Consider the following 16,004-nt stretch of genomic DNA (forward strand, 5'->3'; position numbering starts at 1 on the left):
TCTAAGGCGCGCTCGTGCATTCATGGGTCGGCTTCGGGCGCCGACTGACAAGAAGCAGGGCCAATTGCTCCGGCGAAGTCAGCCCGAGATTGGACGCCGATCCCGGCAACCAAAACTTAGCCCAGGCGCATGATGAACGGATTGGTGGGTGGTGCCGTGGAGTTGTTGATCCACACTGTCTTATTCTGCATATAGGACTTGATCATCTCCTGTCCACTCTCTCGGCCGAGCCCACTGTTCTTCACGCCGCCAAACGGCGCCATATATGCGAGAGAACGGTACGTATTGACCCACACCGTTCCTGACTGAAGACCTTTGGAGAAGCGGAAGACCCGCGCCATATCCTTGGTCCAGACACCGGCGCCGAGGCCGAAGTTGCTGTTGTTCGCCAACTTCAGCGCCTCGTCTTCGTCGTCGAACGGGATCACTGCTAGGACCGGTCCGAAGATCTCGCGTTGAGCCAGCTGAGACCGGTTATCGACGTCCCGAAAGATCGTCGGCTGGACGAACAGACCGCCGATCGGATGCGCGTGGGGCTTACCGCCGAACGCAAGGACTGCACCTTCCTTTTTGGCATCGGCGATGCAGCTCAACACCTTCTTGTAGTGCGGCGGATTGGCAAGCGGCCCCATCTGGGTCTCTGGGTCAAGCGGGTCACCAATCTTAATCGATCCGGCCAGATGGAAGACCTTGTCGAGAAACGCTTCATAAATCGATCGCTGCAAAAGCAGCCGCGACCCAGCGATGCAAGTCTGGCCCGCGGCAGCAAAGATGCCGGAAGCAACGCCGCCCGCAGCGGCATCGAGATCGGCATCAGCGAACACGATGTTTGGTGACTTTCCGCCCAATTCGAGCGTAACGTGCTTCAGGCCATCTGCCGCGGTGCGGTTAATCGCCCTACCGACGGCATCCGAACCGGTGAATGCTATCTTCGCAACGCCAGGATGAGAAACCAGCGGCACGCCAACAGACTGACCTAACCCGCACACCACGTTGACTACTCCGGCCGGGAAGCCCGCTTTCTCAAAGAGCTCGGCAAAGGCAAGGGTTGAAGCGCTTGCATGCTCGGAGGGCTTAACGACGAAAGTGTTTCCGGCGGCAAGGCCTGGGGCGAGCTTCCAGGTCAGGAGCAGCAGCGGCGAGTTCCAGGCAGTGACTGCCGCGATGACACCGAGTGGCTCCCACGACGTGAAGACGAAATGGTCGGGCTTGTCGATTGGAAGGACGCTTCCTTCGACTTTATCCGCCAAGCCACCGTAATAGTAGAACCACTGCGGAATGTAGCGAAGCTGCGCCAGCATTTCATTGAGGAGCTTGCCGTTGTCGCGCACTTCGAGCTCGGCCAAGTGCTCAGCATGCTCCGAAATCAAGTCACCGAGCTTGCGCAGCAGGGCGCCCCGCGCGGTGGCCGTAAGGCCCGCCCAGGAGCGCGCCACGAATGCCGATCGCGCGGCTTCTACCGCGGCATTTACGTCAGTCTCGTCGCTGTCCGGGATTTCGCACCAATTCTCATTGCGATAAGGATCCAAGCTCTGGAGCCATTTTCCGGATGCGGCCGGGACTGACTTTCCGGCGATAAGATTGCCAAACCTCTTCATGTCTACTCGCTCTTTGAATGCGTGGCATGTATCCGCAGCGTCAATGCGTTCATAAGATGCCTTCGGGATAAAGGACTGGCGTTGCTCTGACGGAGCGTCGTCGAGCCCCCGCTTCTCGGTGATATTGGCTGAATTCATCACAATCCCGTCGACTCCCGCCCAACATGAAGCCGACGAGCGCCTGTTTGCAAATTCTTCTTCGCTATGAAGTCATTCGTCACGTGAATGCTCGTAGCTGCGCACGCAGATTGCCCGACCGCCTTTCATCCATCCGCATGCATGGATCACCACGACCCATTTTTGCTGGCTCAGCATGACTAGGAATGAGATGTCGCAGCGTGCACGTCGCCCCGCCATCACCGCGCGAAACGCGTCTTGAAGACCACGCCTTGACACTCAATAATAAATATACGTACGGTATACGTCATCAATAAAGGGGAAGGTCAATGCGTCGGATGCTGTGCACTGCACTTTTACTGGCTGGGATAGTGGGCGGCTCATCTGCCTTCGCCGAAGAAGCATCGCCAACAATCGACAAGATCAAAGGCTCGCAAAAGATCACGATCGGGTATCGGGAATCTTCCGTGCCGTTCTCGCAGCCGGACAATTCTGGCAAGCCGGAAGGCTATTCAATCGATCTGTGTCTTCAAATTGTCGATAACATCAAGCGCGAGCTCAACCTTCCGAACCTCGCCGTGGAGTTCGTGCCGGTCAACGGTCAGACGCGCGTCCCGCTCATCGCGAACGGCACAATCGATCTCGAGTGCGGCTCCACGACCAACACACTGGCTCGCGGAAAGCAGGTCGATTTTCTGTCTACCACGTTTGTGACGGGATCGAGAATTGCCGTTCGCGCTGACTCAGGCATCAACGAGATCGAAGACCTGAAGGGAAAGCGGATCGTCACCGCGGCCGGCTCCATCAATGAAAGGGTAGCAGAAAAACTGAACAAGGAGCTGAATCTCAACCTCACCCTTTCGTCCTCAAAGGACCAATCTCAGGGCTGGCTCGCTCTCGAGACCGGACGTGCCGATGCATTCATTTCGGATGATGTTATCCTCTACGGCTTTGCCGCCAAGGCGGACGACCCGAAGAAATTCAAGGTCACCGGCCGGCTTCTCTCGTTCGACCCCTACGGAATCATGGTTCGCCGCAATGACGCCGCGTTCCGTCTCCTTGGCAACCAAGCGCTCGCACGCCTTTTTCGCTCTGGCGAAGCCGTAAAGATCTATCACAAGTGGTTCGATCCGATCCGCGTACCGCTGTCACCCTTACTAATGGCCGCATTCGAACTCGGCGCGTTGCCAGACTAAGCGATGCATTACAATTGGAAATGGAGCATCCTGGTTGAGCAGCCATATCTTTGGTGGCTACTCTCCGGATTCATCCAAACGCTCCTGATTTCGATTTGCGCCTGGATCGCTGCGTTCACGCTGGGGTCCTTTGTTGGGATTCTTCGGCAATCGCCTTCTGCTTTGTGGCGTAAGGTCGCGGCGTTCTACGTCAGCATCTTTCGGAATATCCCGCTGCTCCTGCAAATGTTCCTCTGGTTCTATGTCCTTCCCGAGGTTCTTCCCCAGGCGGCAGGCGATTGGCTGAAGCGCGACCTGCCGCAGCCGCAGATCTGGACTGCGATGGTGTGTCTCGGATTCTATACGTCTGCCCGTATCGCCGAACAGGTGCGCTCTGCATTGCTTGCGATCGGCACGAGGCAAATGAACGCTGCCCTTTCGATCGGCATGAGCCGCAGTGAGGCATTCTTCCACGTTCTATTGCCGATCGTGTACCGCTTGCAGATGCCGACACTCACTAATGAAGCAATTAGCATTGTAAAAACTTCGTCTGTTGCCCTGACCATCGGCGTGTTTGAACTGACCGCGCAAGCGCACCGCATCGAAGAGTATACGTTTCAGGGCATCGAGTCTTTCACCGCCGCGACCCTTACCTATGTCGCGCTAACCACGCTGGTCATTGCCGCAATGTCGATGATCGAACGAAACTACAGGGTGACTTTGTAGCTATGTCATCGAGTCTCCTTTTACTGTTACTGTCGGGCTTAGCGCTGAATTTTGCATTGACCGCCACGGCCGTCACCGGCGGACTCACGATCGGGCTCGTTTTGGCCCTCATGCGGCTCAGTGAAAAACGCATCGTGAGCATGGTCGCGAAAGCCTACATCAATCTGTTCCGGAGTCTCCCGCTCGTCCTTATCCTTTTTTGGTTCTACATTCTGGTGCCCGTCTTGACGGGTCACCCGGTGGGTGCCGTCTACTCGGCCTTCATCGCATTTACGGTTTTCGAGGCAGCCTACTTTGCCGAAATCATCCGGGCGGGTATCAACTCCGTAGGCCGCAATCAATTTAGCGCTGCGCTTTCGGTCGGAATGACGCCACTTGAAGCGTGGCGGCGCGTGGTTCTGCCGCAGGCGCTCCGCAACGTCGTTCCGACCATCCTCACCCAGTCGATCATTTTGTTTCAGGACACATCTCTCGTTTACGTCCTGGGGCTGAGGGAGTTCTTGACGACGGCGGACTCTATCGCGCAGCGGGATGGACGCATCGTCGAGATGTATGGGATCAGTGCCATGGCCTTCCTGGTAATTTGCACGAGCGGGGCTGCGTTGGTCGAGCGCCTCAAGAAAGGACTTGCCTTATGATCCATGCAGTCTCCGTCAATAAGTGGTATGGTTCCACACAGGTACTCAAGGAGTGCACGTTCTCCGTCCAGAAAGGCGAAGTCGTCGTCGTTTGCGGACCTTCCGGATCCGGAAAAAGTACGCTGATCAGATGCCTGAATGGGCTGGAGGAATTCCAGAGCGGCAAGATTTCAGTGCTTGAGGTCGAGCTATCTGCTCGCAAGCAAAGGCATCTCCCAGCACTGCGCCGACGCGTCGGCATGGTGTTTCAACAGTTCGAGCTCTTTCCGCATCTGACCGCTCTGCAAAACATTTGCTTGGGTCAGCAGATTGTTTTGCATCGCTCCCGGACCGATGCGGAAACCAGGGCCCGCAGCCTATTGGCCAGGGTCGGTCTAACCGAAGCGGCCGACCGCCTCCCGTCGCGTCTTTCCGGCGGCCAGCAACAACGTGTTGCGATCGCTCGATCTCTGGCGATGGATCCTGAAGTCATGCTTTTCGACGAGCCGACATCGGCCCTCGACCCCGAAATGATCAACGAGGTGCTCGATGTAATGGTCGGCCTGGCAAAGGAAGGCATGACGATGGTCGTCGTAACGCACGAGATGGCCTTTGCAAGGAGAGTCTCAAACCGCGTTATGTTCATGGATGCTGGCAGAATCGTCGAGGACCGGGCAGGCGCGGACTTCTTTCAGAAGCCGGAGAGCACGCGAGCCAAGGCATTCCTTGAGAGCATCATTTCGCACTAGATGGCAGCGATGTTAAAGGGAATGACATGCCAAGCAACCGAGCGCCGTTCAAATAACCAACGCCCGGTGAGCGTCTAGCGTAGCCTGGACCCAAACTGGCTGACACCGATCATCATCTTCTATCCTGGCGCTGCGCGGATCCCCTGCTCTTCTTTCCGGCCGCGCCGCGCGGGGGCGAGAATGGCTGTACTGGCGTACTTCCGCAAGTCAGCGAATTAGGGCGCCGATTGTTTGTCTGGCCGGTAGAGATGGCCCTCAACGTGCGTGAGCAGCGTACGAGGTAAAAGATCACGGATGCGCTTATCGCGGCGGCAGGCGAATGTGGCTATACTCCGTGGCGCATTCCATGTCAGGTGTGCGTTGGTCAGTTCAGCGGTCGGTGAGCATAAGGCGATTGTCAATGAGAGTGAGCGTCGGATGGTGGGCAAACGTTCTATCTCGTGACGGCGGCGATTACGGCGACTTCGACAAGTGCACCGGACTGTAACGCAGCTTGAATGCAGGCGCGTGCCGGCTCTCGACCCGACACCACCCAGGTGTTCCAGATCTCGTTGAAGGCGGCCACGTCGTGGTTCACATCCGTGAGCCAGATCGTCGCCGAAAGCAGATTGCTCTTGTCGGTTCCGGCTCGTGCGAGACGCTCGTCTAGCTCAGTCAGCACCTGGGCGGTCTGGGCGCGGATGTCCAACGAGTTGTCGGACGGCACGGCACCGGACACGTAGGCGACACCGTTAAAGATCACGGTGTCCGCCCGATGTTTGAATCCGCCCGGATTTTGATAGACAATTCTCATCGGTTCCCAGTTAAACGGTTGGTACTCGCTGCTTCGTTCTCAATCTCATTGGCTTAGAGATGCAAGCGAGCTGTGTTGCGATGGTCTACGAGGAGTGTGTCTCCGAGCTAAGCAGAAGACGCAGGGATGGTTCGGTCATAGCTCGATTACTTCGGTCACTGTTGACCTGTCTTGGCGAGCTCGTCCAGCAGTTCCCTCATGATGGTGTCCAACTCAGCACGCTGGTTGAATCCGTGGAAGCTGATGCGCAGACGCCCTCTGCCGCCCCAGATGTAGACCCCACGCCGATGCAGATTGTCGACAACGCTTTGATCGAAGTCGCCGTCAATACAAATGCTCGCCCCATGCCGATTGGTATCGCGCGGCGTGGAAGCAGCGATTCCTGCGGCCGAGAGCCGGTCATGCAGATCGACTGTCAAGGTCTGAACATGGTTCTGAATCGCATGCGCGTCATACCCGGCAAGAAACGCTAGCGCGCCGTCGAGCACATAGAGCGAGGCATGCGAGGGATTTCCGCGCGAGAAGCGCAGCGCATCCTGGCGCAGCGTTAGGCCGTTAGTGTAGTCCAGCCGCGAACCGCTGGCCAGCGAGTGCCAGCCGCCAGTCGCAGGGTGCCATCCAGGCTGCCGATTTCTGTTCCAATAGGCAACGGCGCAACCGGTGACGCCCAACAACCATTTGTAGCAGGCAGAAAAGGCGAAATCCGCGATAGACGCCTCGATGGGCAGATAACCCGCCGCCTGCGAGTAATCGACGATAAGTATGGCGCCTACCTCATCGGCCTTTGCGCGCAGCCTGACGAGATCAAAACGCTCGCCATTAAGATAGGAGACATAGCTCACCGCGATCAAGCGCGTGCGGCTGTTGACCTTCTGTAGGATGCGGTCGGGACCTGTGCCGTCAGCAAAACGGATCTCGGGCACCTTGGCGCCCGCCAATACAAAAGGGGCGACAACGGATGGGTACTCGCTTGCATCAAAGCAGACGTTGTCACCGTCTTGCCAGACCATACTCTCGAACACCATTGAAATGCCCTCGGCGACATTGCTGACAACACCAATTTCGTCGCTGTCGATGTGCCACAGCTTGCCGAGACGTGCCCTGACACGTTCAAGCACGTCATTTTGAGACACCCGGCCTGGCATGCCGTTGCCCTTGTCCCGAAGATAGGCAGCAAAGGACAGGGCATGTCGCGTAAGGGGCGGCGTCTCGCCGCCGGCACAGACATGCACGACATTGCGCCGCAGATCCAACTCCGACAGGTCGAACAGCGGTGCAGCTGCATTGGTCACGGCAGATTCCTTCGTTATCCTCAGGGGTCTAGTATTTCACGCGTTGTAGGCGACTGCGTCGATTGCGATTAGCACGCCGTTGAGCGCGCAGCCAATCGTTGTCCGCGCCGGCGGATTGTTGGAGAAATGACGGGCGTAGACCGCGTTGAAGCGCGCTGAGTCGTTGAGATCCGCCAGATAAATCGTGACCTTGATGAGATCACTCATTGCCACCCCGGCGGACTGAAGAACCCGTTCAAGTCTGGCGAGCGTCGCCTCGGTCTGCTCCTCGATCGTCTCGCCGATGACCTTCCGATCATCTCCGCGCGGCGTCTGTCCGGATACGTAAAGGAAGCCTGCAGCCCGGACAGCTGCCGAATATTGGCCTCCGGCCGAAAGGGATTCCGGGCGAAGATGTTCTACTGGGTGTGAACGCATCGGCATTTCTCTCTTGTTATCAGACAGTAATAGGGCAACGGTCTCGTGAGCGGTGACCTGCATTCCGTGCAAGTCGGATTGTCCTTGCAGCGCTTCAGCACACTCGGTCGAAGCCAAGATCCACCAACTCCGGCAATAGAGGGTGTATGCAGTAGATAAGCGCGAAGGTGGCGAAACGGGCAAAGAGAACGACGCTGGTGCGCGCGAGATCAACCTGCGGAGGAGCTGTGGCATCGAGCCGCTCGGTCTCAGCGCTTCGCGACCTGCCGGAGGACCGCCCGTTGGCAGCAGGGCAAGCGGTGCCAGTGGAACTGAATTTAGGCATGCGAAGACACCACCATATCGAGTAGAGCGCGCACCGGATGCAGGAGCTCGATCTCGTCTGCCATCTTCGTCTGGCAACGGCATGAATGGCCGCTCGCTAGCAGATTGCCCCTGAACTCGCGATTTCGGACGTGGTTCCGCCAGCTCTGACGGTAGATCGTTTTGGCTGTCATCCGATTTTCTGTCGCGTAGCCGTAAGCCCCTGCCATGCCGCAGCATCCGCTGCGAAGGACCGTCAGCTCGGCGCCACACGCCGCGAATGCAGCCTTCCAATCCTCGGTCGCAGAAGCGGCGTTGGTCCGCTCGGTACAATGCGGAAGCAACCAGTAGCGGCGGATCGTCGAGGGGTTCGCCGTCGTGCCACGCAAGCGCTTCGCCAGCCATTCCTGAAGCAACATGACTTGCGGAGCGTCGGCGCCGAGCGCCTGACGGTATTCCGACCGGTAGGTCAACGTTATCGAGGGATCAAGGCCGACGAGTTCAACGCCACTGGACGCAAGATTGCGTAGCATGATCGCATTGCGACCGGCGGTTCGCTCGAACTTCGAAAGGAAGCCGTGCACGTGAAGCGGCTTGCCGTTCGGCAGAAACGGCGCGACCCAGGGGGTGAACCCAAGTCGTTTGATCAGATCCACTGCATCGAGCACAATCTCTGTCTCGAAGTAGCTGGTGAAGGCGTCCTGCACCAGAACGACGCTCTTGGCGCGCTGTTCGATCGTCAATCCCTGGAGGACTTGTGGATCGGCCGTTTGGACGCCCCGGTGCGTTAGTTCCTTCTCGAGTGCGACTCCTGAGAGGCGTGGCGCTCCTATGAGCCCAATGCGCTTCAGCAGAAACTGGCCTAGGGCGCTCGACACAAAGACGTTGTAGAGCGGTGAGGCACGCGCCAGCGTCGGGAGCCTCGTCTCGATCGACGCGAGTATGTGGTCTCTCGGTGCCCGGAAGTAGCGGCCGTGATAAAGTTCAAGGAACTTCGCGCGGAAGGACGGGACATCCACCTTGATTGGACACTCTCCCGCGCAGGACTTGCAGGCGAGACACCCGTCCATCGCTTCCTTGACCTCATGGGAGAAGTCGGGAAGACCCAAGACCTTTCCGAGGGTATTCAAGGCGCGCGCCGGCAGCGAGGCCGACGGGGAAGATGCTCTCTGCGCCTTGACCACGTTCCCGATATCGATTCCCCGCTTCGAGAGCGCTCTCGTCCATTCTCTGATGAGCGTTGCACGTCCCTTCGGAGAGTGGCGACGGTCGCGGGTCGCCTTCCACGATGGACACATCGCATCGTCTTTGTCGAAGTTGAAGCAGGCCCCGTTGCCGTTGCAGTGCATCGCTTCTTCGAACGACTTGTGCGTCTCGGGCGAAATCTGCCGATCGCTCTGCCCCCGGGTCGGCACGCCATCGATCTTCAGGAGTGCCTCGCCGGACACAGTGGCGATCTTGCCTGGATTCAATTGGTCATGCGGATCGAAGACGGCCTTGATACGCTGGAGCAAGGGATAGAGCGGGCCGAAGAAGCGCGGACCGTATTCGGATCGGATACCTTTGCCGTGCTCGCCCCACAGCAGTCCACCGTATTTCAGGGTCAATTCGGCGACCTCGTCGGAGATATCGCGGATCAGCTTCTCCTGTTCCGGATCCTTCATGTCTATCGCGGGCCGAACGTGCAGAACGCCGGCGTCGACGTGCCCGAACATGCCGTACGAAAGCCCCCGCCGGTTGAGCAGCCCACGAAACTCGCCGATGTAGTCGGCCAGGCTCTCCGGAGGAACGGCGGTGTCTTCCACGAATGGGATCGGCCGCTCTTCGCCCTGCACGTTGCCCAAAAGGCCCGCGGCGCGCTTGCGCATATTCCAGATGCGTTTGACGTCCTTCTCGCCGCGCGCGACGGTGTACCCCCGGCTTCCGCGCTTTCTTTGGTCCCGCCCGAGTGCGGCCTCGACCCGCGCGAGTTGCCGTTCGAGGTCGTCCTCGCGATCGCTTAGAAACTCAACAAGGTTGATCCCCTGGGCCGGCCCTTCGCCGTCTTCGGGGAAGAACTGGCCAACCTCGCTCCAGACGACGTCTCCTCGCCCCAAACCGAGGACGAGCGAATCCACGGTCTCGATCGAAGCCGCATCGAGCGACATGAGCGTCCGTGCGTCCCGCAAGGCCGCGTCGAAGGTGTCGTACCGCACATTGACGATCGCGCTGCATTGCGGGATCGGAAGCAGATTGAGCTTGGCTTCCGCGATGAACCCGAGCGTTCCCTCCGAGCCGCACAAGATCGCGTTGAGATCGAACAGCCCTTCCTTCGTGCGAAGGTGCGCCAGGTCGTAACCGGTCAGGCACCGGTTCAGCTTGGGAAAGCGTGCCTCGATGAGATCCCGGTTGTCGCGATGGACGCTGTCGAGCAGCGCATGCGCAGCCCCTACCCGATCGTCGCGCCGCTTTGTCGTCTCAAGTTCTTCGTCAGCCAGCGGCACGGACCGCCACGTTTGCCCCCCGAGCAGCACGGACGTCAGTTCTAGGACGTGATCGCGCGTCTTCCCGTAGAGGCACGAGCCTTGCCCGCTTGCATCGGTGCTTATCATGCCTCCGATCGTCGCGCGGTTGGATGTCGATAACTCCGGAGCGAAGAAGAGGCCGTGGGGCCGGAGGGCCGCATTGAGTTGGTCCTTGACCACGCCCGCCTGCACGCGCGCCCAACGTTGCTCGACATCGATCTCGATGATCCCGTTCATATGGCGGGAGAGATCGACCGACACACCGTCGGTCAGCGATTGCCCGTTCGTCCCGGTACCGCCGCCGCGAGGAGTCAGCTTTAGCTCTCTGAAACGGTCCTCCGCAGCCAGCGCGGATATCCGCACGATATCGTCGACATTCTTTGGATATATCACCGCCTGCGGAAGGCGCTGGTAGATGGAATTGTCGGTCGAAATCGTAAGACGGTCGCCATATCCTGTCGAGCAGTCGCCCTCGAAGCCGCGCCGACGCACTTCCCTGAGGAAGGCAACGTACAGCGGCGCAGTATCGGGACTGCCGGATAGGCGTGGAATCATCGAAACTTAAGCTCTGGAGCAGTTCAATATCAGATGGTGGGCAAGGAAGCCTTTGCACTAGGCCATAGGGCGCAGCATGGCGATGCCGACGGCCACGTCCAATCGAAATACAAAATCTGACTATTCGACAGGCCGATAATCGTCGCCGAGGCGGGGGAGCGCTCGGATCACCGTGCGGTCGAGCTCTTGAACGCTGGCGGACTACATGATTGTAATATCCGAAACAGATGTAGGCGGCGCTCATCAAGGCTTCGACTACTTGATTTATGCTGAGTTCGCGAGGCCAACGATGAGCTGACGACTCCTCGTCCTCGTCGTCTTAACCATCAGGTGTCGTTCAGTTCAGCATCGCGGCTCGCTGTTCGATGCAAGTCGAGAGAGATCCAATGCACCGCGTATTTCAGAACTTCATCGATATGCTATCAGCCGCAGAAGACCATCAAGATTTCTCTAACGCGATGGCGAAGACAGCGAGCGACTTGGATCTTTCATGCTTCGCTTATCTAGCGTTGCCAAAGCCCGGAGAAGAGAAACCACGTCTAATCTCCACCTATCCCTTTGCATGGACGGCACATTATTTACGGAAGCGTTATCAGATCGTCGACCCCGTCATCAGAGAGGCTCTTCAGAACCCGGAGCCCTTTCGATGGGGGGTTGATTTGCCCCAGCCTTCCATTTCGAAGAAACAGCAACAATTCTACGATGAGGCCGTACAGTTCGGAATCCGAATCGGTTTTACCGTTCCAATTCACGATGGGCATGGCCCTATAGCAGCACTAACCTTTGCCGCTGCCGAAAGACGAGTATCTTTTGAAAGGCAAATTGAATCTCAAGCGCGCGTCCTTCAGCTTATGGCGATGTATTTCCATGCTCACGTTCGTCGTAAGCTCGCAAACAAACATGGTGTCGACGGAATAAGGTTGTCGCCACGCGAGACTGAATGCCTGGTATGGGCTTCTCAGGGGAAAAGCGCCTGGGAGATTGGGTGCATTCTCGGCCTCTCGCGCAACACAGTGGCTTACTACCTCGAAAATGCGAAGGAAAAGCTAGGTGTTCGCACGATCGCGCAAGCAGTGACGCGCGTGCGCCGCTGCAACTGAAAGAAAGCGAAATTAGGACACGCCCCCCCTACAACTACAGGTAATGATTCAAGTCAATAAATCCGCTTCAAAAGAGGTGATGAACACCTTTGGAGGGATTATGATTCAACTGATCACACCATCTTCGTATGGGGAGTTTTCCAACACGCTTGTTGAGATGCATCGGTTGCGGCATCGTGTTTTCAAGTTGCGTATGGCATGGGAAGTTCAGACCAGCGGCGACATGGAGATCGACAATTTCGATGGGCTGCATCCCCACTACCTAATCCAGTTAAGTGAAAATGGCCGAGTTCAAGGTTCCGTGCGCCTGCTTCCAACGCTTGGCCCGACCATGCTTCGCGATACCTTTCCCGCTCTTCTCGAAGGCAATCCCGCGCCGTCAACTCCTCTCGTTTGGGAAAGTAGTAGATTCGCAATCGATGTTGCTGCCGATGCCTCGAAGGGGGATCACGGTCTCACTCGTGCCGCTTACGAGCTATTTGCGGGAATGGTCGAGTTCGGGCTCTCACGACAACTCACTGACATCGTCACCGTGACGGACGTCCGTATGGAGAGAATCCTTCGACGAGCCGGTTGGCCGCTGCGGCGCATCGGCAATCCTTCCGCAATTGGCAACACCTTAGCCGTGGCGGGTTATCTCGAGATTTCGCGCGAGACCCTGGCCACCCTTCGTAAGGCCGGCGGCCTTTCGACCCCGGTTCTTTGGACGCCAGTAATCTTCGCGGCTGCCTAGCCCCAATCCACGCTAACAACGGAAACATACGCCCTCGGATAGAGCGGGGGCGTGACGTCTTGCTGTTTGCGAGCTATGAACATGACCGAAATTGAAACCAAGAACGATCGACGAAATCCAGCGCGAGCTATTGACCTGCAACAGCTTCGACTGGCGGTTCTCGCTTGTGATACGGAAGCTTTCGACGAGCCGCAGAAGCCCTCTCGATCAAGCACACCGCCTTCAGCCGGGCTATCGGTCAGCTGGAGTATCTGGTGGGAACTTCACTGTTTGAGCGCTCGAGCGGTGGGATAAGGCCTACTCTGGCTGGCCGAGCGTTTTTGCGAATTGCGCGGTTGATCCTAGAACAAGTCGACATGCTTGTTGACACAGGAAGATCCAGTGGTCGCGGCGATACTGGCCATCTTGTCATCGGCTTCTTCACATCCATGTCCACCGGGAATTTGCGAGCGACAATAGGTGAGCTCAAGAGGCTGCTGCCAGGGCTCGACTTGGCAACAATTGAACGCTCTCGTTTCCGTCTGATGACCGCCCTACGTAGCGGGACGGTCGACATTGTCGTTAGCCCTGGACGCCTGCTTTCGAAAGGCACTCAATCACGACTGCTCTGGAGCGAACGCATCCTGATCTCGCTGCCTCAGGATCACCGCCTAGCGGCACGCGACACCATCTATTGGACCGATTTGCGTAACGAAAAGATCCTACTAACTGAATATGATCCCGGACGAGAGCTCGAGGATCTCTTGATTTCGAAGCTCGTGCTGCCCGACGATCGGCCCAAGATAGAACGCCATGACGTAAGCCGTGGCATTGTCAAGAGTCTGACGAGTATGGGCATGGGACTTAGTCTGGCTATGGAATCGGATATTGGTGCAAGCTTCGCCGGCCTTGTGTAGCGAGAGTTGCAGGATGGAACGGGACCAAGCCGGGTGGACTTCTATGCGCATTGGCGCGAAGACAATGAGAATCCGGCTTTAAAGCGTTTTCTCAATCTCTTGGCAGAACGCTATCCCTCACCCCCGCCGACCATTGCGGAATGACCAGATCGTCTCGCCTTTGCGAATCCGCGGTCGGTGGCCATGAAGCGCGCCAACATCGGCGCGATCAGCTTAATCGGGTCGATGCGCTGCCCAGTTTCACGTGCCAGGGCCTCCGCGTAGGCGACGAGATCCCGATGGACTGACGCTGGAAGCTCCGCGGTGATCTTGACCGGCTTGTCGTCTGGCAGCGCTCCTATTCTCAGCTTCGGCATCTTCTATCCTCCGTACGGCGTAAGCATGAGATCGCGATTGACGAGAACGCGAACCGGAAAACCAGGTCGTACGGTCAAAGTCGGTTGGATGTTGAGGCTGCGCCGAACCACTTGCTGTCCGGTCTGGCTAAATGAGTCCGAGGCGCCGTGTCGCAATGCCTGGATAATGGCGCTGTCGTTGCTGTTGGTGTCCGAGCCGGCACCCAGTTCGGTCCCGACCGCTAGAAACGTCGATAGTGCCGCGGCCTTGAACAGCTCCCCCCAGTGATTGTCGACTTGGTCTTCCAGGCCCGCATAACCAGCGCTGTCGGAGCCAGGCTGCCGCTCAAGAACGATAGAACGTCCATTTGGCATGATCAGCCGCGTCCAGACCAGCAGGACGCGGGACTGGCCGAAAGTGACCTGGCTATCGTAGACCCCGATCAGACGCGCTCCTTGGGGCACTAACAAGAACCGGCCGGTGGGCGTGTCGTATACGTTTTCAGTTACCTGCGCGATGATTTGCCCGGGCAGATCCGATCTAATCCCCGTGATCAGAGCTCCCGGAATTACAGTTCCGGCCTGCACGATATAGGGTGAAGCTAGCCTCGTGATGCGGTCAGGGCTGACCGTGCGATGGTCCACGGATGCGCTCACGAAGGCAAGCTTCCGGTCCTGACCGTTCTGCACAAATCCGTCTTCGCCTGTGTTTGACGCGTTCGGCGACGTCATGCGCTCGCTTCCAGGAGCCACAGCGGTGGACGGATGCACGCCTCCTCCACTGGTCGAAGCGAACAAATGGCTGACACGTGCTGCCTCGGTCTCCTGATCTCGGCGCTGCTGTTCCGGATCACCGCCGATTGTCGCCGACTGGCCTTGAGCGGCAAGGATGGGCCGACCGAGGTCACCGGGGAGCGGCGGACCAAGCTGCGGGATTGCCTGATGTGGAACGCCAGAATAGTCCTTGGGCAGCATCGTGATGCCGTCGGCAACATTGTGATGGTCGGTACTGTAAAGCTCTTCTGCCGCCTGGTTTTGGGGACGATTGTTCTGTAGCGACCACAGCACAGTCGCACCGATGACGAGCAATGCGACCGCGCTCCCTCCGGCCAGGATTTTTCGTGACAATCTTGTCACGCGCGGATGTTCTGCTCTCAAGCGGAAACTCTCGGACTGCTCCCCTTGTGTCTCCGGCGGAGACGCTTGCTCGTGATCGTTTCCATTCCCGCTGTTCATGACGACGGCCTCCCGTCGGTCCTGACAATCCTGACCTTCTGCTGATGCTCGCCGCCAAGCCGCAGTTCGGCGGCAGCAAACAGCCGATCGACGATCAATACGTTGGCGTAGGCGCGATAGTTAACGAGTTCGGTCTTGCCGTCTGGACCAATGACGAAGAGCGGAGGCATCTCGCCTTGCACGATCCCCGCCGGGAATTCGATGTAGACCTTGCGGCCATCGTCATATGCGGCGAGCGGCCGCCAGGGGGGACTGTCCCCTTCGATGGCATAGCGGGAGATGCGCTGTGCCGGCTCCGGAATAATGGGCTTCAGAGCGACCGAGCGCGTTCGTTCCCGTACAGTTTCTGGATAGTACCAGGCAACAGACGGCATGTATGGCCGTTCGCGGGAGCGGAGCTCAATCAGGTAGGTGCGCCGGTCAGTATTGACCACCAAGTTGGTCTCAATGGAAGATCGGGTCGGCTTGACTAGGATATGGACCCGTCGCGTATCGCCACTCCCGCTCTCGGTATCCCCCCCGACCCAGCGTACGGTATCTCCGGCAGCGATCGGCCCTGATCCCGTCAGCTGCTCTCCTTCCTCGAGCGCGATATCCGTGATCTGCCCTGGTGCAGCGTAAATCTGATACAGCGCTCCGGGACTGTAGGCGTAGATTTGCGCCGCGTTGAAATACCCCCGCCTGCGCGGTTCGACCCGGGCGGCGCTGTTTGCGGCCTCGACCCGGCTCACGGGTTCAGCGTCTTCCTTCCCTCCCGACTTGCCGCCAAGAGCCGGCTTCCAAAGGGGCGGAACGTGAAGAGGTCGCGATCTCTCGTCGAGAGCCACCGACGTCGCCGGTAACGCGCGGTTTGCTCAA

General features: G+C 58.2%; 14 protein-coding genes and 1 pseudogene. 7 read left to right on the forward strand and 8 right to left on the reverse strand.

The genetic code is table 11. The features are described from left to right. Positions 1 to 116 precede the first annotated feature (116 nt). Positions 117 to 1,598, reverse strand: a complete 1,482-nt coding sequence (locus ABIG06_RS02870) for an aldehyde dehydrogenase (protein WP_370140772.1) — start codon at positions 1,596 to 1,598, stop codon at positions 117 to 119. A 446-nt stretch (positions 1,599 to 2,044) separates the two neighbouring features. On the opposite strand from ABIG06_RS02870, the gene ABIG06_RS02875 reads away from it, so the two are divergent. The 4 genes from ABIG06_RS02875 to ABIG06_RS02890 are packed head-to-tail and all read left to right on the forward strand — an operon-like array spanning position 2,045 to position 4,982. After that, positions 2,045 to 2,911: an amino acid ABC transporter substrate-binding protein gene (locus ABIG06_RS02875; protein ID WP_130368858.1), complete on the forward strand. Its 867-nt coding sequence runs from the start codon at positions 2,045 to 2,047 to the stop codon at positions 2,909 to 2,911. 3 nt (positions 2,912 to 2,914) lie between these two features. Beyond that, complete coding sequence (locus tag ABIG06_RS02880) at positions 2,915 to 3,616, forward strand: amino acid ABC transporter permease (protein ID WP_370134082.1); 702 nt, start codon at positions 2,915 to 2,917, stop codon at positions 3,614 to 3,616. A 2-nt stretch (positions 3,617 to 3,618) separates the two neighbouring features. After that, positions 3,619 to 4,254 (forward strand): amino acid ABC transporter permease, encoded by a 636-nt coding sequence (locus tag ABIG06_RS02885; RefSeq protein ID WP_370134085.1) that lies wholly within the window; start codon positions 3,619 to 3,621, stop codon positions 4,252 to 4,254. Beyond that, positions 4,251 to 4,982: an amino acid ABC transporter ATP-binding protein gene (locus ABIG06_RS02890; RefSeq protein ID WP_370134088.1), complete on the forward strand. Its 732-nt coding sequence runs from the start codon at positions 4,251 to 4,253 to the stop codon at positions 4,980 to 4,982. Before ABIG06_RS02885 ends, ABIG06_RS02890 begins: the two co-directional genes overlap by 4 nt. A 433-nt stretch (positions 4,983 to 5,415) precedes the next feature. Here the strand turns inward: ABIG06_RS02890 and ABIG06_RS02895 are convergent, their stop codons facing one another. The 4 genes from ABIG06_RS02895 to ydiJ form a co-directional block, all read right to left on the reverse strand. Beyond that, positions 5,416 to 5,775: a RidA family protein gene (locus ABIG06_RS02895; protein WP_370134090.1), complete on the reverse strand. Its 360-nt coding sequence runs from the start codon at positions 5,773 to 5,775 to the stop codon at positions 5,416 to 5,418. Between the two features lie 155 nt (positions 5,776 to 5,930). Further along, positions 5,931 to 7,067, reverse strand: coding sequence for an aminotransferase class V-fold PLP-dependent enzyme (locus ABIG06_RS02900; protein WP_370134093.1), 1,137 nt, complete (start codon positions 7,065 to 7,067; stop codon positions 5,931 to 5,933). Between the two features lie 36 nt (positions 7,068 to 7,103). Next, the gene (locus ABIG06_RS02905; protein ID WP_370134095.1) at positions 7,104 to 7,601 is read right to left on the reverse strand and encodes a RidA family protein; all 498 of its coding nucleotides are present in this window, start codon (positions 7,599 to 7,601) and stop codon (positions 7,104 to 7,106) included. A gap of 200 nt (positions 7,602 to 7,801) precedes the next feature. After that, positions 7,802 to 10,846, reverse strand: coding sequence for a D-2-hydroxyglutarate dehydrogenase YdiJ (gene ydiJ / locus ABIG06_RS02910; RefSeq protein ID WP_370134097.1), 3,045 nt, complete (start codon positions 10,844 to 10,846; stop codon positions 7,802 to 7,804). A gap of 386 nt (positions 10,847 to 11,232) precedes the next feature. On the opposite strand from ydiJ, the gene ABIG06_RS02915 reads away from it, so the two are divergent. The 3 genes from ABIG06_RS02915 (at position 11,233) to ABIG06_RS02925 (ending at position 13,575) form a co-directional block, all read left to right on the forward strand. Beyond that, a complete protein-coding gene (locus tag ABIG06_RS02915) occupies positions 11,233 to 11,946 on the forward strand; it encodes a helix-turn-helix transcriptional regulator (RefSeq protein ID WP_370134100.1) in 714 nt (237 codons plus the stop codon). A gap of 100 nt (positions 11,947 to 12,046) precedes the next feature. Beyond that, positions 12,047 to 12,679, forward strand: coding sequence for an acyl-homoserine-lactone synthase (locus ABIG06_RS02920; protein ID WP_370140773.1), 633 nt, complete (start codon positions 12,047 to 12,049; stop codon positions 12,677 to 12,679). A 356-nt stretch (positions 12,680 to 13,035) separates the two neighbouring features. Then, positions 13,036 to 13,575: a LysR family substrate-binding domain-containing protein gene (locus ABIG06_RS02925; protein ID WP_370134103.1), complete on the forward strand. Its 540-nt coding sequence runs from the start codon at positions 13,036 to 13,038 to the stop codon at positions 13,573 to 13,575. Between the two features lie 110 nt (positions 13,576 to 13,685). On the opposite strand, the gene ABIG06_RS02930 is transcribed toward ABIG06_RS02925, so the two are convergent. The 3 genes and pseudogenes from ABIG06_RS02930 to trbG form a co-directional block, all read right to left on the reverse strand. Beyond that, positions 13,686 to 13,931, reverse strand: coding sequence for a DUF2274 domain-containing protein (locus ABIG06_RS02930; RefSeq protein WP_370134106.1), 246 nt, complete (start codon positions 13,929 to 13,931; stop codon positions 13,686 to 13,688). 3 nt (positions 13,932 to 13,934) lie between these two features. Then, on the reverse strand, positions 13,935 to 15,146 hold the full coding sequence (locus tag ABIG06_RS02935; protein ID WP_370134109.1) for a TrbI/VirB10 family protein: 1,212 nt from the start codon (positions 15,144 to 15,146) through the stop codon (positions 13,935 to 13,937). Then, positions 15,143 to 15,988, reverse strand: a pseudogene (gene trbG, locus ABIG06_RS02940) (P-type conjugative transfer protein TrbG); the annotation flags it as partial. The pseudogene trbG and the gene ABIG06_RS02935, both read right to left, overlap by 4 nt. Positions 15,989 to 16,004 lie beyond the last annotated feature (16 nt).

Origin of the sequence: Bradyrhizobium sp. USDA 326, from assembly GCF_049739485.1 — a bacterium.
GTDB lineage: Bacteria > Pseudomonadota > Alphaproteobacteria > Rhizobiales > Xanthobacteraceae > Bradyrhizobium.